This is a genomic window from Streptomyces sp. NPDC047453 (assembly GCF_040643155.1).
Lineage (GTDB): Bacteria > Actinomycetota > Actinomycetes > Streptomycetales > Streptomycetaceae > Streptomyces.
Genome location: NZ_JBEYTS010000024.1, coordinates 65,053 through 86,062, shown reverse-complemented (window position 1 = coordinate 86,062; position 21,010 = coordinate 65,053). Strand labels below are relative to the sequence as shown.

Sequence of the window (21,010 nt, the reverse complement as noted above, 5' to 3'; positions counted from 1 at the left end):
CCTCGCGGAGCCCGCCCACTTGTGCCGCCACCGCCGCCGGCAGAGAACGGAGATGAGACCTCATGTTCAGCACACCCGGAGACTCCCGCACCTGGTTGGTCGGGCTGCCGTACCGGTCGGACGACTCCCGGATCGTCTGGCTGTACTACGTCGTCGGCGAGGCGCCGGACAGCGCCGAAGCCCTGTGCGCAGCGGTGCGTCGGGCCAACAGCGCCTCCGAGCGAGACACCCGCCGCCAGGTGCCCGTGGAACCCGATCGCGCCGAGGTGCGGCGAATACGACAGCACATCCTGGGCGACTTCGCCCTGGAAACCGGCTGAACCCAGGACGTGTCAGCCGCGACCCCGTCCCGGCCACCCGCCCCACTGTGGGTACGACGCCTCCGGCTGTCACAAGCGCGCCCCCTGTCCGGTCAGTACGGGGATTGGTGTCCGACACGATCCGAGGAGGACCGGGAAGATGTCCCAAGGCGTTGATCTTCAGGCGGACCCCGCCACGGTCGCGGCGTCGCTCACGGCCGAGGCGACGGCTCTTGAGGGGCGGCTGCGCCAGCTCCGTGAGGCCGTTCACGTCGTGAACACACGCATCGCGTCGATCGCCGAGTCCCTCCAGACCCTGCGCGGCACCGCGACGACACACAGCGCAGGTGAGCGTCGCTCCGGATCCCCGGAGGACGCCCTCCCTCACGGTTGAACACTGCACACGGGCATCTCAGGCTCGCGCCGGCACCTCCTGAAGCACCCATTCGTTGCCGTCCGGGTCGCTGAACTCGGCGTAGGAGCGATAGTCACGACGCTGCGGGTCGGGTCCCTCGACCCTCTTCTCATCGGTGCTGCGGTGGAATACACCGCTCGTGTCATGGAAGATTCCGCCGGTCGCCACGCCCCTCGCCTCGAGTTCCCGGCAGGCCTGCTCGATGTCGGAGACGACGAGGTGCAGGCCCCGCACCGAGCCTGGGGCGGCCGTAGTGACTCCGATCCCGAACAGGATCGAGCACGCCGATCCCGGGGGCGTCATGTGCACCACGCGATAGGAGGCGTCGATGGCATGCTCGGCATCCAGTCGGAACCCGACGGCCTCGTAGAACGACTTCGCCCGGTCGACGTCCGAGACGGGCAGAACCAGGACGGCCAGCTTGAGCTGCATGACGTCGGCGCTCTCGCCGGCGGGCAGCTTGCCCGCCTCGGCTGACACGCCCTCGCCCACCGCACGGGTGTCGGCCTGCGCGGTGTCCTCCACCTCCTCGATCTCCACCCGATACCGGTGGATCCCAGCCCGCAGACCGTGGGCCACAACGGTCCAGCCCTCCACCACGCGCCACATCGCATCGGTGCCTTGCAGGTACGTCCCGTCCGGCGCGGCGGCAGCCTGCAGTTCGGCATCCAGTTCCGGCTGCCGTTCGTGCGGCACGTGGAGTTCCAGGACGAAGCGGCGTAGCGACCGTGTGCCGTGCGCGAATTCCGCCGCGGGCAGTGGTACGGCGGCTATCTCGCGGAGCCCGCCGAGCAGGGTGACATTCAGTGTCGTCATGAGACCGTCACCGGTTCCCTTCCGTGCCGGCCCACGCAATCACGAGCGCTCCTCGTCGTTGACCCAACTCATCAGCTTGCGCAGCTGCTTGCCGGTGGTCTCCAGCAGGTGCTCGGAGTCCTGCCGCTTGTACTCGGCGTACTTCTTCAGACCGCCGTGGTACTCGGCCATCCAGTTCTCGGCAAAGGCGCCGTCCTGGATCTCGGCGAGGACCTTCTTCATCTCGGCCTTGGTGGCGTCGGTGATGATGCGCGGTCCGGTAACGTAGTCGCCCCACTCGGCGGTCTCGGAGATCGACCAGCGCATCTTCTCCAGGCCGCCCTCGTACATGAGGTCGACGATCAGCTTGAGCTCGTGCAGGCACTCGAAGTACACGATCTCCGGCTGGTAGCCCGCCTCGGTCAGCGTCTCGAAGCCCGCCTTAACCAGGGCTGACACTCCACCGGCGAGCACGGCCTGCTCACCGAACAGGTCGGTCTCGGTCTCCTCGGTGAAGGTCGTCCTGATGACACCCGCACGGGTGCCACCGATGCCCTTGGCGTAAGACAGGGCCAGCGGGAAGGCGTTTCCTGTAGCGTCCTGCTCGACCGCCACCAGACACGGAACGCCCCGGCCCTCCTCGTACTGGCGACGCACCAGGTGGCCCGGGCCCTTGAGGGCAACCATGCACACGTCCACGTTCGCCGGCGGCTTGATGAAGCCGAAGCGGATGTTGAAACCGTGCCCGAAGAACAGCGCGTCGCCGTCCTTCAGGTTCGGGGCGATGTGCTGCTCGTAGATCTCGCCCTGGAGCGGGTCCGGGACGAGGATCATGATCACGTCGGCCTCGGCGGCGGCTTCCGTCACCGACACCACACGCAGGCCCTGCTCCTCGGCCTGCGCCCGGGACTTGGCACCCTCGTGCAGCCCCACGCGCACGTCCACACCCGAGTCACGCAGCGACAGCGCGTGGGCATGCCCCTGGCTCCCGTAACCGATGACCGCGACCTTGCGGCCCTGGATGATGGACAGGTCGGCGTCGGTGTCATAGAACAGCTCGGCCATGGCAATCCCCTCGCTCGTAGCCGCCGACATCGAACCGCGGGGGAAACACCCGCCGTCGACCGACAGCTGAAACACTATCTCATTCAATGTTGTCACACGTATTGCACTGTGCGGGTTCAGCAAGTAGGCGACGCGTCCTCGAAGGAGCGCCGGAGAAGCCGCTGAACTCCGGCTTCAAGGGCCCAAGGACGTGCCGAGAACCCCGACACTAGGTGCTTTCCAGCACCGCGTTGCCACCACCCACGTCGCGTTGGCGAGCCAGCGAGGGCGAGGCTGATGTCCTGCGTCCGGGCCCGGACCGTCGTCGCACTGCCCGTCGCCAGGACCGTGCGCAGCGGAACGCCGGTGCGGTGCAACACGGCCGCCATGCGGGCGTCGTCGGGGTGGATGACCCCGTAGACCTCAGGTACGCCCAACATGACCGCAAACCGGCCGAGTTCTTCCAGGAGCCGGGTGCCCAGCCCCCTGTTCTGCCAGGTGTCCTCCACCAGCAGCGCTGCCTCGGCGTCACCGCCGTCCGACAGCAGATGCCCTATCGCGACGAGCCGCCCTCGCGAGTCCTGCACCGCCAGGTGCACCGAGTGGGGTCGGGACAGCAGCGGCCCCAGGTAGCTGTCGGGGTCGCCCATGGCCCGGTGGTAGCGATGCCACCGGGCGGCGGCGGAGCACCGGCGGTGCAGAGCGGCCACACGGGGCTCGTCGTCCTGGTCGACGCGCACGATCCGCAGTCCCTGTCGCATGTCCATCTCCCTCGGCACACCGCCGGTCGGCTTTGGCCCAGACATCAGACCGGGAGACACGGGCCGTTGTGACGTGTGCCGGTGCCGGTGCCGGGGGCACTGCCGCCTTTCCGCGGGGCTGTCACATACGCCTGCACCCCTCGGTCTCCTCTGCGAGAGCGGTTCGGGCCCGCGGGACCGCCCGGGACGCGCGGCTCTCACGCGTCCGCCCTCAACGACTTCGAGAAAGGCGGTTCCATGCCGATCAGCTCATTCACCGTTCTGGACGTCGGCCCCTTCGACGGGGTGGACCCCGACGACTACGTCAGGGCGGCCATGCAGTGGCACTTCACTCCCGAGACGGGGTCCCGGTACTGGCTGGAACGGGTCGACCGGCTCGGTTTCGACCCCCGCCACGACGTCAAGGGAGTGGCGGACTTGGCGCTCTTTCCCGATCTGACCGACGAGCTGCGCGATGTGCAGGTGTCCGATCTCGTCCCCCGCGGCTACGGTCCGCAGGCCCGACCGCTGCACGTGTTCGAGAGCGGCGGCACGACCGGGGCACCCAAGCGGGTCGTGCAGATGGACGACTGGGCGCGGCACGGCAGCGAGCAGGTGACGCGACGGCTCCGGGACCACGCACTCCCGGTCGGCGCGCTATGGCTGACCGTGGCGCCGACCGGCCCGCACCTCGTGGGCGATGTGCTGCAACGGGCCTCGGCAAGTCTCGGCAGCCCCGGGCTGGGGGTCGACATGGATCCCCGCTGGGTCAAGAAGCTCGTCGGCGCGGGCCGTCGCGACGAGGTCGACGCCTACACCGACCATCTCGTGGACCAGTGCCGGCGCATCCTGCTCGGCCAGGACATCGGTGTCATAGCCGCCACCACCCCGATGCTGGAGCGCTTCGCCCGGGACAGCGACCTCGTGGAGGTCATCAACGGCAAAGCCCAGGCGATCATCTGGGGCGGCACCCACATGGATCCCGACACCCGGGACCTGTTGCGGACCGAGGTGTTTCCCGACGTGCCACTGATTGGCATGTACGGCAACACCATGATGCTCACAGCGCTTTTGGAGCGGGTCGGTCTCACGGCGTCGGAGCCATGTGTGTTCGACCCCGTCTCGCCGTACGTCTTCCTGAGCGTCGTGGATCCCGACACCGGGCAACAGGTGGCGGAGGGTGAGCGGGGCCAGGTGGTGGTGAGCCACGTCAGCAAGTCCATGCTGATCCCCAATAACAGGGAGCGGGACACCGCGTTGCGGGTCCGCGCGGCTGACGGCCACGCCGGGGCCGCCGTCGCCGACGTCGCGCCGGTTCCTGCGGTCGAGGGTGAGACGGTCATCGAGGGTGTCTACTGATGGCCCCCGTACCGACCACCGAGCCGCTGCACCTCGACGCCCTGGGCCCGCGGGGCAGTTACCGCACACGTGTGCCGAGCACGGTGACCGACGTGGCCGGTGCACCGATCGCGCGGCTGAGTCTGGTTCCCCCGCTGTACGTGGCACGGGCGATCGGCGCCCTGCGCCAAGCGCCGCCGATCGCCGTGGCCGACCTGGAGACCGTGTTCGCCACCGCCGGGGAGGCCTTCGCCGCGGGCACCGTGGGAGGCTTGAGCGTCCGGGAATACGAACGTCACGTCAGCCGGACCTCGGGCACGCCTCTCGCCGTGGTGCGCGCCGCGACCCGGGGCACCGCGCGCTTCGTTCGGCACGCCGCCTCGTCCGCCGACCGTGGAAGGCCGCGCGGCGCGGCCCGCGACCTCAGCGACCCCGTCCTGCATGAGACGCACACGGTGTGGGCGCGTCAGGGCGACGTGTTCGCCGTCAACGCGTCCGGCAACCATCCCGGCGCACACCGGGTCTGGCTGGAGGCACTGGCGCTGGGTTACCGCGTCGCCGTGCGCCCGTCCCGGCGCGAGCCATTTACCCCCTACCGACTCGTCGCGGCACTGCGTCAGGCGGGAATCCGGGACGACCAGCTGATGCTGCTGCCCACCGACCACGCGACCGCCGACACGCTCGTCCACGGCGCGGACCGGGCCGTGGTCTACGGCGGCGACGACGTGGTGACCAAGTACGCGCACGACGCGAGGATCCTGCCGCAGGGGCCGGGACGGTCGAAGATCCTCATCACCGCGGACACCGACTGGCGTGACCATCTGGACGCCCTCGTCGCGTCCGTCGCCGGCGAGAGCGGCACCGCGTGCGTCAACGCCACCGCCATCCTCGTCGAGGGCGACCCGGCCCCGCTCGCCGAAGCCCTCGCGGCACGTCTGGCCGTCCTACCCAGCCTTCCCCCGCAAGACGAGAGGGCCCGTCTACCGGTGTGTCCGAAGGAGCGGGCGCGAGCCCTCAGCGCGTATCTGAAAACGATGGCGGCCGGGACGCACGCCTGGCTCGGCAGCGACGGGATCGCCGACGACCTCGGAGACGGCAGCGCCGTGCTGCGCCCCGCCGTGCACCAGACCGCGAGCGCCCGCGCCCCTCAACTGCGCACCGAACTGCCCTTCCCCTGCGTGTGGATCGCCCCCTGGACCCGCGCGGACGGCATGGCGCCGCTGCGCAACACGCTGGTGCTGTCGGCACTGACCCGGGACCGGGACCTGTGGGAGGCCCTGGTCGCGGAACCCAGCATCGCCAACGTGTACTTCGGCGATCAGCCGACCCACTGGATGTCACCGGGCGTCCCCCACGACAGCTATCTCTCCGACTTCCTGATGCGGAGCAAGGCGGTGTACCAGGGCCCGTCCTGAACGGCGCTCGCCTCCTCGGCGCGGGCCTACCGTGAGCGGCGCCCACCCCTCGGTAGGGCGACGACCGTCGCTCCGACCGTCCGGCGCGGTGGTCCGCGATCACTCAGCGCATGACCGCGGGCCACCGCGCCTTCGCCGTGCCGGGCGCGCGCCCGTTTTTTCTTCCCCGCACTCAGTGGGGCAGGACCAGCATCACGGCCGTCCCGAGCGCCATCGCCCCTTCACCCACGTGCCGTGACGGCGTCGCCGCCGCGGCACGGCGCGCCGCGCTCACAGCCGAGCGCAGCGAGGGCATGGGGCGGGTCAGCGACCACAGCGCATACGCCAGCAGACAGGACGCCAGCGACAGCGTGATCACGGAGCCGCCGAGGGGGACACCAGCTCCCAGAGCGCCGGGCCCGGTGGAGTGCGCAGCCGCCCCGAGGTGGGCGTGCGCCGGTCCGGTCCCGGTGTGCGGCACGCGCAGCATCCAGGCCATCGCGGCCATACCGGCCGCGTGCGGCAGCCGGTGGGTCATCGCCGCCCTCCTCCCGGCCTCCCGACGGCCGACAGGCAGCACAAACCACACCGCGCCAGCAGTGAAGACGCCGCCGGCGACGGCAGCGGGCCCCGCGCGGACATCGATCCAGGGCATCGCCGCCATGGACACGGCCATGGCGGCGGCCAGCAGCCGGTCCACCCGGACCCCGAACCCGGTCCTGGGGGACCCGACGCCCCGCGCCAGCCCATGCAGGAGCACCGCCACAAACAGCAGCGTCAGCAGGCAGTGCACCAGGACGACGGGCGTGCCCATGCCGGGTCCGTGCCCGGTCAGGCGGTGGGGCGCGGTGCCCGCAGGTGGGCGCGCTCCGCCAGTTCCTTCTCGTCGACCAGTTCCAGCATGGGCTTGCCCGGAGCACACATCATGGTCACCACGAACCGGGTCCGCGCGTCGGAAAGCGCGTTGCCGTCCTGGTAGTGGATGGCGTCTCCGCCGGGCTCCCAGAAGGTGCCGCCCGCCTCCACCACGCGCTCGGGCTCGCCCTCGAGCTCGAAACGGACCGCGCCCTCGACGACGTAGCCGAAGGCGGGGCCGGAGTGCCGGTGCGGAGGCGTGCCCGGGTCGCCCGGCTCCCACTCGACGAGAATGGTCATCGCCGACGCCCCCTCCGGGACGGTGATCGGTGCGGCGTCCTGGAGCACCTTCGCCGCCGTCATCCAGCCGGCGGTCCCCTCCTGGTCGCCGTGCCCGTGGTGGCCGTGGGCGGAGTGGTCGTGTGCTGTCATGTTGTCCGACACTGTGTTGCACCTTCCGTAGGCGTGAACATCGTTCGTCACTGGTGACCGGGGACCGGGCGCATGTGTGACAACCGGCCCCACACAGTCCTTTCACCCGTCGACCGCGGTCTTCCGGAGATGGGGCGGGCAGCGGTCCCGGGGGCAAATCTGGCGGATCGGGCGCGACTTGCCACCGTGTGACCGGGGATCGCGAAAGAGATAGCGTGAGCAGATGCGGCCCGCAGCGCGTACCTTTCCCCCTCGCGCGTAGCATGTAGGGCGCAAAGCCAGAAGGGACGACCCATGCGCGCTGGCGCCCACCCCGACACGTTCGACCGCGGTCTCGACGACTTCCTCTCGGTCAGACCCCGGTTGTTCGGCATCGCGTACCGCATCCTCGGCAGTGCCGTCGAGGCCGAGGACATCGTCCAGGACGCCTGGCTGCGATGGCAGAACACCGACCGCGCGCAGATCCATGAACCAGCCGCCTTTCTGACCACGGTCACCACCCGGCTCGCGATCAACCTGGCCCAGTCCGCGCGGGTACGCCGGGAGTCCTACGTCGGGCCTTGGCTCCCCGAGCCGGTCGACACCACCCAGGACCCGCACCTGGGGGCGGAACGCGCCGAGGCGGTCGAGCTGGCGGTGCTGTTGTTGATGGAGAAGCTCAACCCGATCGAACGCGCCGCCTACGTGCTGCGGGAGGCGTTCGACTACCCCTACCAGCGGGTCGCCGACATCTTGGAGACCACCGACGCGAACGCTCGGCAGCTTGTCAGCCGGGCGCGCAAGCACCTGGGCGCCGAGCGCAAGGAGCGCGTCAGCCCCGCGGCCCACCGGCGTCTACTCGAAGGCTTCCTCTCCGCCGCGCGCACGGGAGATCTCTCCACCCTGGAGGACCTGCTGACCTCGGACGTCGTCAGCTATTCGGACGGCGGCGGCATCCGCGGCGCGTCCAGGATCCCCGTCATCGGCCGCGATCACGTCTCGCGTTACCTGGCCGCCTTCGCCCCGCGGTTCTGGCCGGACGCCGAGACCCGGTTCGTCGAGGCCAACGGCCGGCCCGCCGTGCTCGTCGCACGGGACAACGCCCCGGTGGCCCTGTTGTGCGTGGACGCGTCCGAGGCCGGCATCGAGCGCATCATGTGGGTGATGAACCCGGTCAAGCTGAACCCCTACGTCCTGTCCCTGGGGGCCTGACCCGCACCCCTGCACGCCGTCCCTGGGTGCCTGACCCGCCGGTCCGCCGCACGCCCAGGGCCCGGGCGGTTCACCACGGGAACCACAGGTCGGCGTCGACGGCCTCCTCCTTGCGGGCGGCGAATCCGGACAGGTCGTTCTTGACCGCGTGCTGCGGGGGGAGGGCCGCGACCACGGGATGGTCGGCCCGCGCGGCCCGCCCGGTGCCCTCCCCCGGCGCGTCGCGGAAGTACTCGGCGTTCACGGACCGGTACTGCGCCCACTGTGCCGGCAGGTCGTCCTCGTGGAAGACGGCCTCGACCGGGCAGACCGGCTCGCAGGCGTGGCAGTCGACGCACTCCCAGGGATTGATGTACAGCGTCCGCTCGCCCTCGTAGATGCAGTCGACCGGGCACTCGATCACACACGCCCGGTCCTTGACGTCGACGCACGGCTCCGCGATGACGTAGGTCATCGTCCCCACCTCCCCTTCGCCGGCCAGCGGTTGCGGACCGCACGGCCTTCGTGCGCCCAGCCGGTGTGCGGTATGACCGGCCCGGCCGCCGGGGTGTGACACCGACAGGCGGGCCCGGGCCGGGGCGGCGGTGTCACAAACCGTCACTCCACCTGGTCGTAGCAGGTGACCACCCCAAGCGATGGGAGCAATCGTGGTTGCCACCGAACAACGTCTTTCCACCACAGTGCTAGTGATCGGCACCGGCGGAGCGGGCCTGCGCGCGGCCATCGAGCTGGCCGAGGCCGGCGTCGATGTCCTCGCAGTCGGCAAGCGCCCCAAGGAGGACACCCACACCTCTCTCGCCGCTGGCGGGATCAATGCGGCCCTGGCCACGATGGACCCCGAGGACACCTGGCAGCAGCACGCCGCCGACACCCTCAAGGAGAGCTACCTCCTCAGCGACCCCCGCACCGCCGAGATCGTCACCCGGGGAGCCGGCCTCGGCATCGACGACCTGGAGCGCTACGGCATGGCCTTCGCCCGGGAGGAGGACGGCCGGATCTCCCAGCGCTTCTTCGGCGCCCACAAGTTCCGCCGCACCGCCTTCGCGGGCGACTACACGGGCCTGGAGATCCAGCGCACGCTCATCCGGCGCGCGAACCAGCTGGACATACCGGTGCTCGACAACGTCTACATCACCCGTCTCCTGGTCCACGACGGCGCCGTCTTCGGCGCTTACGGCTTCGGCCTTGCCGACGGCAGGCGCTACCTCGTGCACGCGGACGCCGTCATCCTCGCGGCCGGCGGACACACCCGGATCTGGCGGCGCACCTCCTCACGGCGCGACGAGAACACCGGTGACTCCTTCCGGCTGGCCGTGGAGGCCGGAGCCCGGCTGCGCGACCCGGAACTCGTCCAGTTCCACCCCTCCGGCATCATCGAGCCGGAGAACGCGGCCGGGACCCTGGTGAGCGAGGCAGCCCGCGGCGAAGGCGGCATCCTGCGCAACGCGCTCGGCGAGCGGTACATGAACCGCTACGACCCCGTACGCATGGAGCTGTCCACACGCGACCGGGTCGCCCTCGCCTCCTACACCGAGATCAAGGAAGGCCGCGGCACGCCCAACGGCGGGGTGTGGCTCGACGTCTCCCACCTGCCCCGGCAGACCATCATGAACCGGCTTCCCCGCGTCTACCAGACACTGCTGGACTTGCAGATGCTGGACATCACCCGGGATCCCATCGAGGTCGCGCCCACCGCGCACTACTCGATGGGCGGTGTGTGGGTCCGCCCCGAGGACCACAGCACGGACGTGCGGGGCCTGTACGCCATCGGTGAGGCCTCCAGCGGACTGCACGGCGCCAACCGGCTCGGCGGCAACAGCCTCATCGAGCTGCTGGTGTACGGCCGCATCACCGGACAGGCGGCCGCCGCCTACTCGGAGTCCCTGACCGCGCAGCCGCGCTCGGCCGCCGCGGTGGCACAGGCGCGTGCGGAGGTCGACGACCTGCTCGCCGCGGACGGAGCCGAGAACGTGCGCGCCCTGCAGCGCGCGATCCGCAACACCATGACCGAGCACGCGGGCGTGGTCCGCGACGAGGAGGGGCTGCGCACCGGGCTGGCGGAGCTGGACGCCATCGAGAAGCGCATGGAGAACGTCGGCGTCCATCCGGACATCGCCGGCTTCCAGGACCTCGCCCACGCCTTCGACCTCAAGTCGTCGGCACTGGCGGCGAGGGCCACACTGGAAGCGGCGCTGGAGCGGCGCGAGACGCGCGGATGCCACAACCGCAGCGACTACCCCGACATGGATCCCGCGCTGCAGGTGAACCTCGTCTGGTCCCCGACCGACGGCATCACCCGCGAGCCCATCAGCCCTGTCCCCGACGAGATCGCGGCCCTGATAGAGGACGTCTCGGCGGACGGAAAACTCGTCGAATAGGAATCACCCTGCCCGGGAGAAGATTTCCGGAATTTCAAGAAAGGTGTCACAGCGCCGATCAGTTCCCGGTCATACCTCGTGCAGGCGGCAGATGAGAATGAGTGAAAGGAACGTCCCCATGAAGGTCGTAGTGATCGGCGGCACCGGACTGATCGGCTCGAAGGTCGTCAGCAAGCTCAACGAACACGGCCATGAGGCGGTGGCGGCCGCCCCGAACACCGGCGTCAACACGCTGACGGGCGAGGGCCTGGCCGAGGTGCTGGAGGGCGCGGCCGTCGTGATCGACGTCTCCAACTCGCCCTCCTTCGCGGACGACGCCGTCATGGAGTTCTTCCGTACCTCCACCACCAACCTCCTCAAGGCTGAGGCGAACGCCGGTGTCACCCACCACGTCGCCCTGTCGGTGGTGGGTACGGAACGGCTCCAGGAGAGCGGCTACTTCCGTGCCAAGCAGGCGCAGGAGGAACTGATCAAGGCCTCCGGGATCCCGTGGTCGATCGTGCATGCCACGCAGTTCTTCGAGTTCATGAAGGGCATCGCCGAGTCGGCGACCGAGGGTGACACCGTCAAGCTGGCCCCGGTGAAGATCCAGCCCGTCTATTCGGACGACGTCGCCGCCACTGTGGGCCGCACCGCCGTGGGCACGCCGGTCAACCGTGTGGTCGAGGTGGCCGGTCCCGACACCTTCCAGCTGGACGAGCTGATCCGCAAGGGCCTGGCCGCCAAGAACGATGCGCGTACGGTCGTCGCCGACGTGCACGCCCCGTACTTCGGCGCCGAGTTGCAGGAGACCACGCTCCTTCCCGGTCCGGACGCTCGCATCGGCGAGACCCGTTTCGTCGACTGGCTCGCCCAGCAGCAGTAGGCGCGTCTTCCCGGGCCTGTCGTTCCACGCCCCGTGGAACGACAGGCCTATTTTTTGTACGGCGCCGTAGATCAGCCCACGCGCAAGGCCGGTTCCGCATCCACGCCGATGAAAAGTGCTCCAAAAAGCACTGTCACAGCGTCCTTGGTCCCTCGGTCGTGGGGGGGAGACGATCGCCGGGTCTGTGAGCGCCTCGTGGCCGCATTCCGACAACCCGGGCCCCGGAGGAATGGAGTCAGAGGGACATGTATCCAGAGGCATCCCCCACAGAGGCACCTCTCGCGGACAGGAACCTCGCCGAGGCCGTCACCACCTTCGTGGAACTGCGGCCCCGGCTCTTCGGTATCGCCTACCGCGTCCTGGGCAGCGCAACGGAAGCCGAGGACGTCGTGCAGGAGGCGTGGCTGCGCTGGCAGCGGACCGACCGTTCGGCGGTGGTCAGCCCTGCGGCGTTCCTGTCGAGCACGACGACGAGGCTGGCCATCAACGTGGCGCAGTCCGCCCGCGTGCGCCGCGAGACCTACATCGGGCCCTGGCTGCCCGAGCCCATCGACACCAGCATCGACCCGGTGGCCGGCGCTGAACGCGCCGAGGCCCTGGAACTCGCCCTACTCCTCGTCCTGCAGAAGCTCACACCCACCGAACGAGCCGCCTACGTGCTGAGGGAGGCCTTCGAGTACGGCTACTCGGAGATCGCGGAGATACTGCGCCTCACCCCGGTCAACGCCAGGAAGATCGTGAGCAGGGCGCGCAAGCACCTCACGGACGACGAGCGGGACAGTGTCGACATCCAGGAGCACCGCAGACTGCTCGATGCTTTCGTCGCGGCCGCCCAGGAAGGGGACGTGGCCTCGCTGGAAGCGCTCCTGACGCCCGACGCGGTCAGTCTGTCCGACGGCAACGGGCTGCGCGGCGCGGCCCGCGTACCCGTGGTCGGTCGTGCCCGGGTGGCGAACCTGTCGACCGCCTCGTCACGCTTCTGGCCGACGGTCGAGATCGCACCCGTGCAGGCCAACGGGCGCGCCGGGGTTCTGCTGTACCGGGACGGCCGGCCCGCCACCTTCATGACCATCGCCGCCACACGGCGGGGGATCCACCGGGTTCTGTGGGTGTTCACCCCCGACAAGATCGCCGCCTTCCTCGGATCCCGCGCCCACTGCGCGCCCCTGCCCTCGCGTCCCGTGGACGCCGTGGCACGTGAGCTCACCCGGGAGGGGAACGGTTCCAGCTACGCAGCTTGTCGGGGTTGAGAACAGCCCAGACCTGAACGACCAGCGAGTCCGCGATGTCGAGGGTCAGCACCGCGGCGACCTGGTCGTCGCACCGGGCGACGAGGCCGGTGCGCCCGTTGACCGATCCGGTGCACAGCGTCACACGCCGCTGTCCAGCCAGCAGGACCAACAGGGTGCGGGCGACCTGCTCGTCGCCGCGGACGGGCCGGGTCAGCGCCCGGATCTTGCCGCCGCTGTCGAAGAAGGCCGTCACATCGGGGGCCAGCAGCGACCGCAGTCGGGGGCCGTCCTGATCGCTGCACGCCTGCCGCACGGCAACAGTGATCTCATGCTCGCGACGCGCCGACACAGGCCGCGCTCGCCGCGCACCCACACTTAACAGGGCCCGCTCGACCGGTTCCACGTCCTCGTCGCACAACGCCCGCAGGGCCTGGATCTCCCGTTCCTCCCCACCGCGCCAGGCCGACGCCGGTCGCATCAGACACGCCTCGTCCACGACCTGGGTGAGCCAGACGCGGGGGGACGGCATCCGGACCCGCTCCGGATCGGTAAGGCGGTACCACCGCCGGTAGGCCTCGTCGACGACGCGTTCGGCCGCGACGCGGCTGCCGAGCGCGCGGCAGGCGACGTCCAGCAGGTGCCGCCGTTCGTCAAGCGACTCGGCGAGCGGTACCGCGCCAACGACATGATCCATGGAGCGACCCCCACGCCGACGAGATTGCGGAGCCGCAGCCGCCGCGACGGCATGACTCAGACGTTACCCGCCCCCGTCCGTACCCGGCTGGTCGACCGGCCTGATCAAGACAGAAGCTGCGGCATGATTTCACAACACACCGATGATGTGCCACTTAGTGTCACGTCTTCGTCGGTGCAGAGACGCCCGACGGGTCCGCGATCCGCAGCTGGGCGGGGGGCGGATGCGGCAGGGCCGCGCGGTCACGGGCCCGCAGTCCGTCGAACGCGATCTCCAGGAAGCGTTCCCACGCCCGCGGTTCACGGTCCAGCAGCGGCTGGGCGGTCTGGTGGATGCCGCCGAGGAGCAGCACGATGTCGGTTCCGGTGATGTCACCGCGGACGGCTTCTTGTTCTCTGGCCCGGGCGGTGAGGTCCTCGACCGTGTCGCAGAGCCGGTCGATCGCCTCGCGTACGTTCGCGTGCTGCAGCGAGGGCCGGCCGATGACGTCGCAGAACGCGCGGTCGGCGGCGAGCAGGCCGATTCCGTGTCCCATGAAGTCCTTCAGCGCACGGCCGGCGTCATCGGCGCGCAGGAGCCGGTCCGCCGTCTCGAGCAGCCGGTCGAGCAGCTGCATCATGATCTCCGCGAGAAGGTCGTCCTTCGTCGGGAAGTGCCGGAACACCGTGCCCTTGGCGACGCCGGCCCGCTGGGCGATCGTGTGCATCGACACATCCACCCCGCATTCGGCGAAGGCCTCGGTGGCCGCTCGCAGGAGCAGCCGTCGATTGCGCACGCTGTCGGCCCTGGCCTGCGCTGCCGCTGTTCTCCCGGTCATGACGCCTCCCTATGCGTGTCACAACATTAACACTGAACATGACTCGCGGGTCATTTTCAGTGTTACGCTGGCACAACGTGACCCCTCGGTCATCTTCTCGGGCCGTCCTGTCCTGTCCTTGCACACGACACGGCCTGCCCGTCTCACCCCACTACCCCTTTTCGGAGTTGACATGAGTTCCGTTCTCGACCCCAAGGTCGTCCTTGTCACCGGCGCCTCGTCCGGCATCGGCAGGGCGACCGCACTGGCGCTGTCGAAGGCGGGGGCCGCCGTGGCCGTCGGTGGCCGCAGGACCGACCGGCTCGAAGCACTGGCGCAGGAAGCGCCCGGGGAGATCCTCGTCCTGGACATGGATGTCAGCGACCCCGAGTCGGTGCGCAAGGCCGTCGACCGGACCGTCGAACGCTTCGGCACCCTCGGTCATCTTCTCGGGCCGTCCTGTCCTGTCCTTGCACACGACACGGCCTGCCCGTCTCACCCCACTACCCCTTTTCGGAGTTGACATGAGTTCCGTTCTCGACCCCAAGGTCGTCCTTGTCACCGGCGCCTCGTCCGGCATCGGCAGGGCGACCGCACTGGCGCTGTCGAAGGCGGGGGCCACCGTGGCCGTCGGTGGCCGCAGGACCGACCGGCTCGAAGCACTGGCGCAGGAAGCGCCCGGGGAGATCCTCGTCCTGGACATGGATGTCAGCGACCCCGAGTCGGTGCGCAAGGCCGTCGACCGGACCGTCGAACGCTTCGGCACCCTCGACATCGTCGTGAACAACGCCGGCATCATGCTCACCGGCCCCGTCCTTGACGCCAATCTCGCGGAATGGACCCGCATGGTGGAGACCAACCTGCTGGGCTCCATGTACACGGTGCACGCCGCACTGCCCCACCTGCTGCGCTCCCGCGGCGCGGTGGTCCAGATCTCCTCCACCTCGGGCCGTATCTCCTCGGCCGGCGCCGCGGTCTACTCCGCCACCAAGTTCGGCGTCAACGCCTTCGCCGAGGCGCTGCGCCAAGAGGTGACCGAGCAGGGGGTCCGCGTCGTCGTCGTGGAGCCGGGCTTCGTCTCGACCGAGTTGGCCGACCACATCACGGACCCCATCAGGCGTGCCGCGGTCAAGACCATGGCCGAGTCGATGCGGACCCTTCAGCCGGAAGACATCGCGGCCGCGGTGGTCTACGCCGTCACACAGCCCGACCACGTCGCGGTCAACGAGATCCTCGTACGCCCCACCGACCAGTCCCGCTGATCACCCCTGATCACCCGCGGGGCGGCAACCACCGCCCCGCACCCCCTGCTTGCAGCCGAGTACGGGCACGCCGGCCGTCACAGTCGGGCGCCCCGCACGGTCTGAGCTTCGGGAGGCACAAGTCGTGCCTCTGCCCGTACCTCGGCTGAGAGGCAAGCATGAACACGCGCATCGTTACCGTGGCCGAAGGAAAGCAGCTCGCGCGCTCCGTGGCGATCGGTACACACCGCCTGACAGCCGACGAGCCGGAGCCCGTCGGCAGCGACACCGGCCCCACCCCGGGCGAACTCCTCCTGGCCGCGCTCGGAGCGTGCACGTCCATGGCGGTGCGGGCCTACGCGCAGCGCCACGAATGGCCGCTGGACCGGGTGGACGTCGCGGTCCGCTTCGGCGCACAGGGGCAGGTGGTCAAGAACATCGGGCTCGTCGGGGAGTTGACCCCCGCGCAGCGGGACCAGCTCCTGGCGGTCGCGGAACGCTGTCCTGTCCATCGGCTGCTGACCAAGGACGTCACGATCATCACGGTGCCCACGCTGCTCGCGGAGCCCGCACCGCTGCCGTGACACGTCAGGCTCACGCAAGAACGCGGGGTGCGGGGTCCGACCGTGAAGCCGGACCCCGCACCCCGCGTCCGTCAGGCGCGGGCCTCCGGCGCTCCGGCGGTCGCCTGCGCCGCCTCGTTGATCAGACGGGCCACGTCACCGGGGCGCGAGACGCTGACCGCGTGGGAGGCGGAGACCTTCATGACCGAGGCCCCGGCCCGCTCGGCCATGTAGGTCTGCACCTGCGGGGGGATGTTCCGGTCCCCGTCCGCCACCAGCACCCAGGAGGGAATGTCCCGCCACGCGGGCGCGGACGCGCCCTCCGCCAGCGCGGCATCGGCCACCGGCCGCTGTGTCGCGGCCATGACGGCCGTGGTCTCCTCGGGGACGTCAGCGGCGAACTGATCGTGGAACTTGGCCTGTTCGATGTACAGGTCCATGACCTGCCTGCCGTCGGGCAGCGTCACCGGCACGGGCCGGAGCGTGTCGCCGAGGGTGCTGCCGGGGAACTTGCCCGACAGGGTGACGGCGCTCTCGCCCTCCTCCGGCAGGAACGCCGCGACGAAAACGAGCGCCTTGACCTCGGGCAGTCCCTTGGCCGCGTTGCTGATGACAGACCCGCCGTACGAATGGCCGACAAGGACGACGGGGCCCTCGACGGACGTCACGATCTGCCGGACGTAGTCGGCGTCGGTGGTCAGTCCGCGGAGCGGATTGGCGACGGCGATCACCGGATAGTCGTGCGCGAGCAGCTTGTCGACGACGCCGTTCCAGCTGGAGGCGTCCGCGAACGCGCCGTGTACGAGGACGATGGTGGGCTTGTGTGCACTCATGGAAAATGGCCTTTCGACGTGCCGGGGAAATGTGGTCGCGTGTGCGGTGTCAGTCGGTTCCGAGAGCCTTGCGCAGCACGTGGATGGCCTGCTCGATCGCCGCGGTCGACGCCTGGGTGCGGCGGACCGTGTTCAGCATCATGAAGTCGTGCAGGGAGGCGTTGTAGCGGATGCTGGTCGTCGGCACACCGGCCTGGATGAGCTTGCGGGCGTAGGCCTCGCCCTCGTCGCGTAGCACGTCGTTCTCGTCGACGACGACGAGCGCCGGCGGCAGGTCCCGGAGGTCTTCCAGCGTCGCCCGCAACGGCGAGGCGGTGATCTGGGCGCGCTCGGCGGGGTCGGTGGTGTAGGCGTCCCAGAACCATTCCATGGCCTTGGCCGTCAGATGCGGGCCGTGCGCGAAGGTCCGGTAGCTCTCGGTGTCCTGGGCCGCGTCGGTGACGGGGTAGTACAGCGACTGGTGCACGAAGGCCACGTCGCCCCGCTGCTTGGCCATATGGGTCAGCGCGGCGGTCATGTTGCCGCCGACCGAGTCACCGGCGACGGCCACGCGGGAGGCGTCGAGGCCTTCGCCGGCGCCCTCGGTGGTGATCCACCGGGCGGTCGCGTAGGCCTGCTCGATGGCGACCGGGTACTTGGCCTCCGGGGAGCGGTCATACTCGACGAAGACCAGGGCGGCGTTCACCCCGACGGTCAGCTCGCGCACGAGCCGGTCGTGCGTGCCGGCGTTGCCGAGGATCCAGCCGCCGCCGTGCACGTAGAGGATGACGGGCAGGGGGCCAGAGCTGCCGACGGGCTTGAGGATGCGCACCCGCACGTCGCCGACCTCCGCCGGAACGGTGATCCACTTCTCGTCCACGTCGGGCTTCTCGATGGGCTGCGCCTGCACGTCGTCGAGCAGCTTGCGCGCGCCCTCGACCCCGAGCTCGTACAGCAGCGGCGGCTTGGCGGTCGCGTCGGCGAAATCCTGCGCGGCGGGCTCGAGAACGATGTCGCTCATGGTGTGTTCCTTCTCTGGCGCTTAAGGAGGACTTTTCACACCATGGGACCAGGCCCGCAGCAGATGTGTGACACCAAAAGGTCCCGGGCAGTCGAGCGCGGCCCGGGACCGGACACCGGAGCAGGGGCTAGGAACGGAGTACGCCGGGCTTCGGCAGCGGCTCGCCGTCCACGAAGAGGTCGACATGCTCGTTGTAGAAGGCCGTCAGGCCCGCGATGCGGTTGGCGTGGATGGTCGGGAAGTCGTACGCCCAGGCAATGTCCTCGTGGGCGGCGGTGGCGCCGTCGAACGACCAGTAGCCGCTCGTCGTTCCCTTGTACGGGCAGCGGGTCACCGTGTCGGTCCGCCGCAGTCGGGTCCAGTCGACGTGCGCGCGGTCAAGGTAGTAGCGCGTCGGCAGGCCGGTCTCGAAGAGTTTGACGCACGCCGGCGCCTCCGCCAGGACCACGCCCTCCAGCTCCACGCGGACGCTGCTGGAGGAACGCACGGCGTCCACACGCGAGTACGGGCTCCTGGGGTGGACGAAGACGGGTTCGTCCTCCTCGAACCAGTAGTCGATGGCTGGCCACTCGAAGCGCACCGTGCCCTGGAGCGGCGCCGGGGCATCCTTCCCCCACACCCAGGCGGCACCGGGGCGCGAGTCCCCGCCCACGGACAGAGTGTGCCGGTGCGCCGTGCCCGCACCGTGCTCCTCGGCGACCCCTTCGTCGTCGAGGACGCCGTCGACGAGGTCCCGCACCGGGATGCTGAACTGCGGATAGGCCTGCCACTCCCAGACGTACAGGGCGCGCCGCGTGTCGAAGACGGTGCGACCGCCGATCACACCCCTGATACGGCGGGGCACCGGCTCCACGTGCCCGACGGGCACGAGGAAGCTCGGATGCAGAACACTTTCGGTTTCCATGGTCATCACCTAAGTCGGTCGGAGGTTCCGCGCCCGTTCGGACCGGACACGGAGAGGGTGTGCGCCCGGGACGCCCGCATCCTCGGGCCGTCACGGACCGCGGGGTTCGTCCGGCGCCGAAGCACACAGCGCTGAGCAGGGCTTGCTTCGCTGTCACAGCAGGTGGCGAAGGCCGGTCTGTGCGGGGAGACAGTCCCCCGTGGAGAGGAGATCACGCCGTGAACACGCGTACCCATTATGACGCCAACACTCATGACACTAACAAGACAGCCTTCTCATGCACACTGTGCACACTGTCGCCGAGGGCCGGACCCCGGCGGCGGCCGGGCCCGGTAACGCGCCCGGCCACACCACCCGGTACCCCAGCCGCGCCCGACCGGAACTGCGGCTCCCCTCCCCCACCACTCCTTCGTCGGAGGATTCGCATGTCAGCCCTGCCCCTGCTCGCCCCCCTACGACGCGTCACGACCGACGTGCTCGAAGTCGCCTATTACGAGACGGGCTCCCCCGACGGTGACACCGTCGTCCTTCTGCACGGTTTCCCCTACGACATCCACAGCTACGTGGACGTGGCCCCCCTGCTGGCCGAGGGCGGATTCCGGGTCATCGTCCCCCACCTGCGAGGGCACGGCCCCACCAGATTCCTGTCCGACTCTCTTCCCCGTTCCGGCCAGCAGGCGGCCCTGGGGGCCGACGTCATCGCACTCCTGGACGCCCTCGGCATCGAGCGGGCCTACCTCGCCGGCTACGACTGGGGCGGTCGCGCGGGCACGGTCGCCGCGGCGCTGTGGCCCGAACGGGTCCTCGGCCTGGTCTGTGTCAACGGCTACCTGATCCAGGACATCGGCGCCGCCATAAACCCCATCTCCCCCGAACTGGAGGCGGGTTTCTGGTACTTCTACTACTTCCTCACCGAGCGCGGCCGCACCGGACTGGCAGCCGATCCACGGGGCGTCGCCCGGGTCATCTGGAAACGCAACTCCCCCGTGTGGGCCTTCGGCGAAGCCGAACTGGAGCGGGCCGCTGAGGCCTTCACCAATCCGGACTACGTCGACGTCGTCATCCACTCCTACCGGCACCGGCTCGGCCTGGCACCGGGCGCGGACGCGTACGCCGATCTGGAAGCCCGCCTCGCCGGTCTTCCTCCGATCACCGTCCCCACGGTCACCCTGGACGGCACCGCCGACGGCAACTTCCCGGCGACCGACGGGTCATCGACCGCTCACCACTTCACCGGCCCCCGCCTGCACCTTCAGGTCGCGGACGCCGGCCACAACCTGCCGCAGGAACGCCCCGAGGCATTCGCCGCGGCGGTACGGGACGTACGGGCCCTGCGACGGGGACATCCCCGCCACGACTGCCTCACCCGCTGACACCCGACCGCGCGGCACCGCGGCCCATCGCCGCGCCGACGTCACATCGGACCGTGTCCACCGGTCACAACGAGTGCGGGCGGGCACGCGGCCGCCTGACTGCCTCAGGAAAGGAAACCACCATGTCGTACCCCTACCCGGAACAGAAGTACTTCGGAGACAACGGCGAGGTCAGCGCCGTGTTCCGGCCTGCCGACACCCCACCCGACCTCGGCGAGAGCGGGCCGGGCAAGGACGCCACCCACTATCTGGCCACCACCGCGACCACCCGCGGCGAGTTCGGGCTGTACCGCGTCGAGATGAGGCCGCGGGCCGGCGGCCCGAAGACGCACTTCCACAAGCGGATCTCGGAGTCGTTCTACATCCTGGACGGCACCGTGCGCATCTTCGACGGTGTGCGCTGGGTGGACGCCCGCAAGGGCGACTTCCTGCACGTGCCGCAAGGCGGGCTGCACGCCTTCCGCAACGACTCCGACGCACCGGCGGACATGCTCCTGCTGTTCACACCGGGCGCGCCGCGCGAGGAGTACTTCGAGCAGGTGTCGCAGCTGGCGCACGCCTCGGAGGAGGAGCGCTCCGCGTTCTTCGACCGGCACGACTCCTACTTCGTGGAGTAGGTCCACCCCTC

Annotated in this window: 24 protein-coding genes; 13 read left to right on the top strand and 11 right to left on the bottom strand. The window is 69.7% G+C overall.

Annotated features, from left to right (window positions below):
* Positions 1 to 62: 62 nt before the first annotated feature.
* A complete protein-coding gene (locus tag ABZ818_RS21870) occupies positions 63 to 320 on the top strand; it encodes a hypothetical protein (protein WP_361416941.1) in 258 nt (85 codons plus the stop codon).
* A gap of 139 nt (positions 321 to 459) precedes the next feature.
* Complete coding sequence (locus ABZ818_RS21865) at positions 460 to 693, top strand: hypothetical protein (RefSeq protein WP_361416938.1); 234 nt, start codon at positions 460 to 462, stop codon at positions 691 to 693.
* Between the two features lie 18 nt (positions 694 to 711).
* On the opposite strand, the gene ABZ818_RS21860 is transcribed toward ABZ818_RS21865, so the two are convergent.
* The 3 genes from ABZ818_RS21860 to ABZ818_RS21850 all read right to left on the bottom strand — a co-directional run bounded on the left by ABZ818_RS21860 (position 712) and on the right by ABZ818_RS21850 (position 3,314).
* The gene (locus ABZ818_RS21860) at positions 712 to 1,146 is read right to left on the bottom strand and encodes a VOC family protein (RefSeq protein WP_361417010.1); all 435 of its coding nucleotides are present in this window, start codon (positions 1,144 to 1,146) and stop codon (positions 712 to 714) included.
* A 423-nt stretch (positions 1,147 to 1,569) separates the two neighbouring features.
* Positions 1,570 to 2,574 carry a ketol-acid reductoisomerase gene (gene ilvC / locus ABZ818_RS21855; RefSeq protein WP_361416935.1) on the bottom strand — a complete coding sequence of 335 codons (1,005 nt, stop codon included), beginning with the start codon at positions 2,572 to 2,574 and terminating at the stop codon, positions 1,570 to 1,572.
* A 116-nt stretch (positions 2,575 to 2,690) separates the two neighbouring features.
* Positions 2,691 to 3,314, bottom strand: coding sequence for a GNAT family N-acetyltransferase (locus ABZ818_RS21850; RefSeq protein ID WP_361416932.1), 624 nt, complete (start codon positions 3,312 to 3,314; stop codon positions 2,691 to 2,693).
* 237 nt (positions 3,315 to 3,551) lie between these two features.
* Here ABZ818_RS21850 and ABZ818_RS21845 point away from each other — a divergent pair, with 237 nt between their 5' ends.
* Entirely contained in the window at positions 3,552 to 4,652 is a 1,101-nt protein-coding gene (locus tag ABZ818_RS21845) for a phenazine antibiotic biosynthesis protein (RefSeq protein ID WP_361416929.1), read from the top strand.
* Positions 4,652 to 6,046: an aldehyde dehydrogenase family protein gene (locus ABZ818_RS21840; protein ID WP_361416926.1), complete on the top strand. Its 1,395-nt coding sequence runs from the start codon at positions 4,652 to 4,654 to the stop codon at positions 6,044 to 6,046. The genes ABZ818_RS21845 and ABZ818_RS21840 overlap by 1 nt, the downstream gene beginning before the upstream one ends.
* A gap of 172 nt (positions 6,047 to 6,218) precedes the next feature.
* On the opposite strand, the gene ABZ818_RS21835 is transcribed toward ABZ818_RS21840, so the two are convergent.
* Entirely contained in the window at positions 6,219 to 6,839 is a 621-nt protein-coding gene (locus ABZ818_RS21835; protein WP_361416923.1) for a DUF5134 domain-containing protein, read from the bottom strand.
* Positions 6,840 to 6,856: 17 nt separating this feature from the next.
* A complete protein-coding gene (locus ABZ818_RS21830) occupies positions 6,857 to 7,243 on the bottom strand; it encodes a cupin domain-containing protein (protein ID WP_229878697.1) in 387 nt (128 codons plus the stop codon).
* Between the two features lie 363 nt (positions 7,244 to 7,606).
* Between ABZ818_RS21830 and ABZ818_RS21825 the strand changes: the two genes are divergently transcribed.
* Complete coding sequence (locus tag ABZ818_RS21825; RefSeq protein ID WP_361416920.1) at positions 7,607 to 8,503, top strand: RNA polymerase sigma-70 factor; 897 nt, start codon at positions 7,607 to 7,609, stop codon at positions 8,501 to 8,503.
* A 70-nt stretch (positions 8,504 to 8,573) separates the two neighbouring features.
* Here ABZ818_RS21825 and fdxA read toward each other — a convergent pair whose 3' ends face one another.
* Entirely contained in the window at positions 8,574 to 8,957 is a 384-nt protein-coding gene (gene fdxA, locus ABZ818_RS21820; protein WP_352048457.1) for a ferredoxin, read from the bottom strand.
* Between the two features lie 193 nt (positions 8,958 to 9,150).
* On the opposite strand from fdxA, the gene ABZ818_RS21815 reads away from it, so the two are divergent.
* From ABZ818_RS21815 to ABZ818_RS21805, 3 genes are all read left to right on the top strand, one after another.
* The gene (locus ABZ818_RS21815; protein WP_361416917.1) at positions 9,151 to 10,881 is read left to right on the top strand and encodes an FAD-binding protein; all 1,731 of its coding nucleotides are present in this window, start codon (positions 9,151 to 9,153) and stop codon (positions 10,879 to 10,881) included.
* A gap of 118 nt (positions 10,882 to 10,999) precedes the next feature.
* Positions 11,000 to 11,746, top strand: a complete 747-nt coding sequence (locus ABZ818_RS21810; protein WP_361416914.1) for an SDR family oxidoreductase — start codon at positions 11,000 to 11,002, stop codon at positions 11,744 to 11,746.
* 245 nt (positions 11,747 to 11,991) lie between these two features.
* Complete coding sequence (locus ABZ818_RS21805) at positions 11,992 to 12,996, top strand: RNA polymerase sigma-70 factor (protein WP_361416911.1); 1,005 nt, start codon at positions 11,992 to 11,994, stop codon at positions 12,994 to 12,996.
* On the opposite strand, the gene ABZ818_RS21800 is transcribed toward ABZ818_RS21805, so the two are convergent.
* Positions 12,950 to 13,672 (bottom strand): RNA polymerase subunit sigma, encoded by a 723-nt coding sequence (locus ABZ818_RS21800; protein ID WP_361416907.1) that lies wholly within the window; start codon positions 13,670 to 13,672, stop codon positions 12,950 to 12,952. The genes ABZ818_RS21805 and ABZ818_RS21800 overlap by 47 nt on opposite strands.
* 160 nt (positions 13,673 to 13,832) lie before the next feature.
* Entirely contained in the window at positions 13,833 to 14,489 is a 657-nt protein-coding gene (locus ABZ818_RS21795) for a helix-turn-helix domain-containing protein (RefSeq protein WP_361416904.1), read from the bottom strand.
* Between the two features lie 172 nt (positions 14,490 to 14,661).
* On the opposite strand from ABZ818_RS21795, the gene ABZ818_RS21790 reads away from it, so the two are divergent.
* From ABZ818_RS21790 to ABZ818_RS21780, 3 genes are all read left to right on the top strand, one after another.
* A complete protein-coding gene (locus ABZ818_RS21790) occupies positions 14,662 to 14,991 on the top strand; it encodes an SDR family NAD(P)-dependent oxidoreductase (RefSeq protein ID WP_361416901.1) in 330 nt (109 codons plus the stop codon).
* A 1-nt stretch (position 14,992) separates the two neighbouring features.
* Entirely contained in the window at positions 14,993 to 15,730 is a 738-nt protein-coding gene (locus tag ABZ818_RS21785) for an SDR family NAD(P)-dependent oxidoreductase (protein ID WP_361416898.1), read from the top strand.
* A gap of 158 nt (positions 15,731 to 15,888) precedes the next feature.
* Positions 15,889 to 16,293, top strand: a complete 405-nt coding sequence (locus tag ABZ818_RS21780; RefSeq protein WP_361416895.1) for an OsmC family protein — start codon at positions 15,889 to 15,891, stop codon at positions 16,291 to 16,293.
* Between the two features lie 71 nt (positions 16,294 to 16,364).
* Here ABZ818_RS21780 and ABZ818_RS21775 read toward each other — a convergent pair whose 3' ends face one another.
* The 3 genes from ABZ818_RS21775 to ABZ818_RS21765 form a co-directional block, all read right to left on the bottom strand.
* A complete protein-coding gene (locus tag ABZ818_RS21775; RefSeq protein WP_361416893.1) occupies positions 16,365 to 17,105 on the bottom strand; it encodes an alpha/beta hydrolase in 741 nt (246 codons plus the stop codon).
* A 49-nt stretch (positions 17,106 to 17,154) separates the two neighbouring features.
* On the bottom strand, positions 17,155 to 18,105 hold the full coding sequence (locus tag ABZ818_RS21770) for an alpha/beta hydrolase (RefSeq protein ID WP_361416891.1): 951 nt from the start codon (positions 18,103 to 18,105) through the stop codon (positions 17,155 to 17,157).
* Positions 18,106 to 18,232: 127 nt separating this feature from the next.
* Positions 18,233 to 19,009 carry a DUF427 domain-containing protein gene (locus ABZ818_RS21765; RefSeq protein ID WP_361416889.1) on the bottom strand — a complete coding sequence of 259 codons (777 nt, stop codon included), beginning with the start codon at positions 19,007 to 19,009 and terminating at the stop codon, positions 18,233 to 18,235.
* Between the two features lie 425 nt (positions 19,010 to 19,434).
* Between ABZ818_RS21765 and ABZ818_RS21760 the strand changes: the two genes are divergently transcribed.
* Entirely contained in the window at positions 19,435 to 20,382 is a 948-nt protein-coding gene (locus ABZ818_RS21760) for an alpha/beta hydrolase (RefSeq protein WP_361416886.1), read from the top strand.
* 122 nt (positions 20,383 to 20,504) lie between these two features.
* Positions 20,505 to 20,999 carry a cupin domain-containing protein gene (locus tag ABZ818_RS21755; protein WP_361416883.1) on the top strand — a complete coding sequence of 165 codons (495 nt, stop codon included), beginning with the start codon at positions 20,505 to 20,507 and terminating at the stop codon, positions 20,997 to 20,999.
* Positions 21,000 to 21,010 lie beyond the last annotated feature (11 nt).

Bases quoted from the DNA above. Each gene is read 5' to 3' on its own strand.
- ABZ818_RS21870 (WP_361416941.1), top strand. From the start codon at position 63: ATGTTCAGCACACCCGGAGACTCCCGCACCTGGTTGGTCGGGCTGCCG.
- ABZ818_RS21865 (WP_361416938.1), top strand. From the start codon at position 460: ATGTCCCAAGGCGTTGATCTTCAGGCGGACCCCGCCACGGTCGCGGCG.
- ABZ818_RS21860 (WP_361417010.1), bottom strand. From the start codon at position 1,146: ATGCAGCTCAAGCTGGCCGTCCTGGTTCTGCCCGTCTCGGACGTCGAC.
- ilvC (WP_361416935.1), bottom strand. From the start codon at position 2,574: ATGGCCGAGCTGTTCTATGACACCGACGCCGACCTGTCCATCATCCAG.
- ABZ818_RS21850 (WP_361416932.1), bottom strand. From the start codon at position 3,314: ATGCGACAGGGACTGCGGATCGTGCGCGTCGACCAGGACGACGAGCCC.
- ABZ818_RS21845 (WP_361416929.1), top strand. From the start codon at position 3,552: ATGCCGATCAGCTCATTCACCGTTCTGGACGTCGGCCCCTTCGACGGG.
- ABZ818_RS21840 (WP_361416926.1), top strand. From the start codon at position 4,652: ATGGCCCCCGTACCGACCACCGAGCCGCTGCACCTCGACGCCCTGGGC.
- ABZ818_RS21835 (WP_361416923.1), bottom strand. From the start codon at position 6,839: ATGGGCACGCCCGTCGTCCTGGTGCACTGCCTGCTGACGCTGCTGTTT.
- ABZ818_RS21830 (WP_229878697.1), bottom strand. From the start codon at position 7,243: ATGACGGCGGCGAAGGTGCTCCAGGACGCCGCACCGATCACCGTCCCG.
- ABZ818_RS21825 (WP_361416920.1), top strand. From the start codon at position 7,607: ATGCGCGCTGGCGCCCACCCCGACACGTTCGACCGCGGTCTCGACGAC.
- fdxA (WP_352048457.1), bottom strand. From the start codon at position 8,957: ATGACCTACGTCATCGCGGAGCCGTGCGTCGACGTCAAGGACCGGGCG.
- ABZ818_RS21810 (WP_361416914.1), top strand. From the start codon at position 11,000: ATGAAGGTCGTAGTGATCGGCGGCACCGGACTGATCGGCTCGAAGGTC.
- ABZ818_RS21805 (WP_361416911.1), top strand. From the start codon at position 11,992: ATGTATCCAGAGGCATCCCCCACAGAGGCACCTCTCGCGGACAGGAAC.
- ABZ818_RS21800 (WP_361416907.1), bottom strand. From the start codon at position 13,672: ATGGATCATGTCGTTGGCGCGGTACCGCTCGCCGAGTCGCTTGACGAA.
- ABZ818_RS21795 (WP_361416904.1), bottom strand. From the start codon at position 14,489: ATGACCGGGAGAACAGCGGCAGCGCAGGCCAGGGCCGACAGCGTGCGC.
- ABZ818_RS21790 (WP_361416901.1), top strand. From the start codon at position 14,662: ATGAGTTCCGTTCTCGACCCCAAGGTCGTCCTTGTCACCGGCGCCTCG.
- ABZ818_RS21785 (WP_361416898.1), top strand. From the start codon at position 14,993: ATGAGTTCCGTTCTCGACCCCAAGGTCGTCCTTGTCACCGGCGCCTCG.
- ABZ818_RS21780 (WP_361416895.1), top strand. From the start codon at position 15,889: ATGAACACGCGCATCGTTACCGTGGCCGAAGGAAAGCAGCTCGCGCGC.
- ABZ818_RS21775 (WP_361416893.1), bottom strand. From the start codon at position 17,105: ATGAGTGCACACAAGCCCACCATCGTCCTCGTACACGGCGCGTTCGCG.
- ABZ818_RS21770 (WP_361416891.1), bottom strand. From the start codon at position 18,105: ATGAGCGACATCGTTCTCGAGCCCGCCGCGCAGGATTTCGCCGACGCG.
- ABZ818_RS21765 (WP_361416889.1), bottom strand. From the start codon at position 19,009: ATGGAAACCGAAAGTGTTCTGCATCCGAGCTTCCTCGTGCCCGTCGGG.
- ABZ818_RS21760 (WP_361416886.1), top strand. From the start codon at position 19,435: ATGTCAGCCCTGCCCCTGCTCGCCCCCCTACGACGCGTCACGACCGAC.
- ABZ818_RS21755 (WP_361416883.1), top strand. From the start codon at position 20,505: ATGTCGTACCCCTACCCGGAACAGAAGTACTTCGGAGACAACGGCGAG.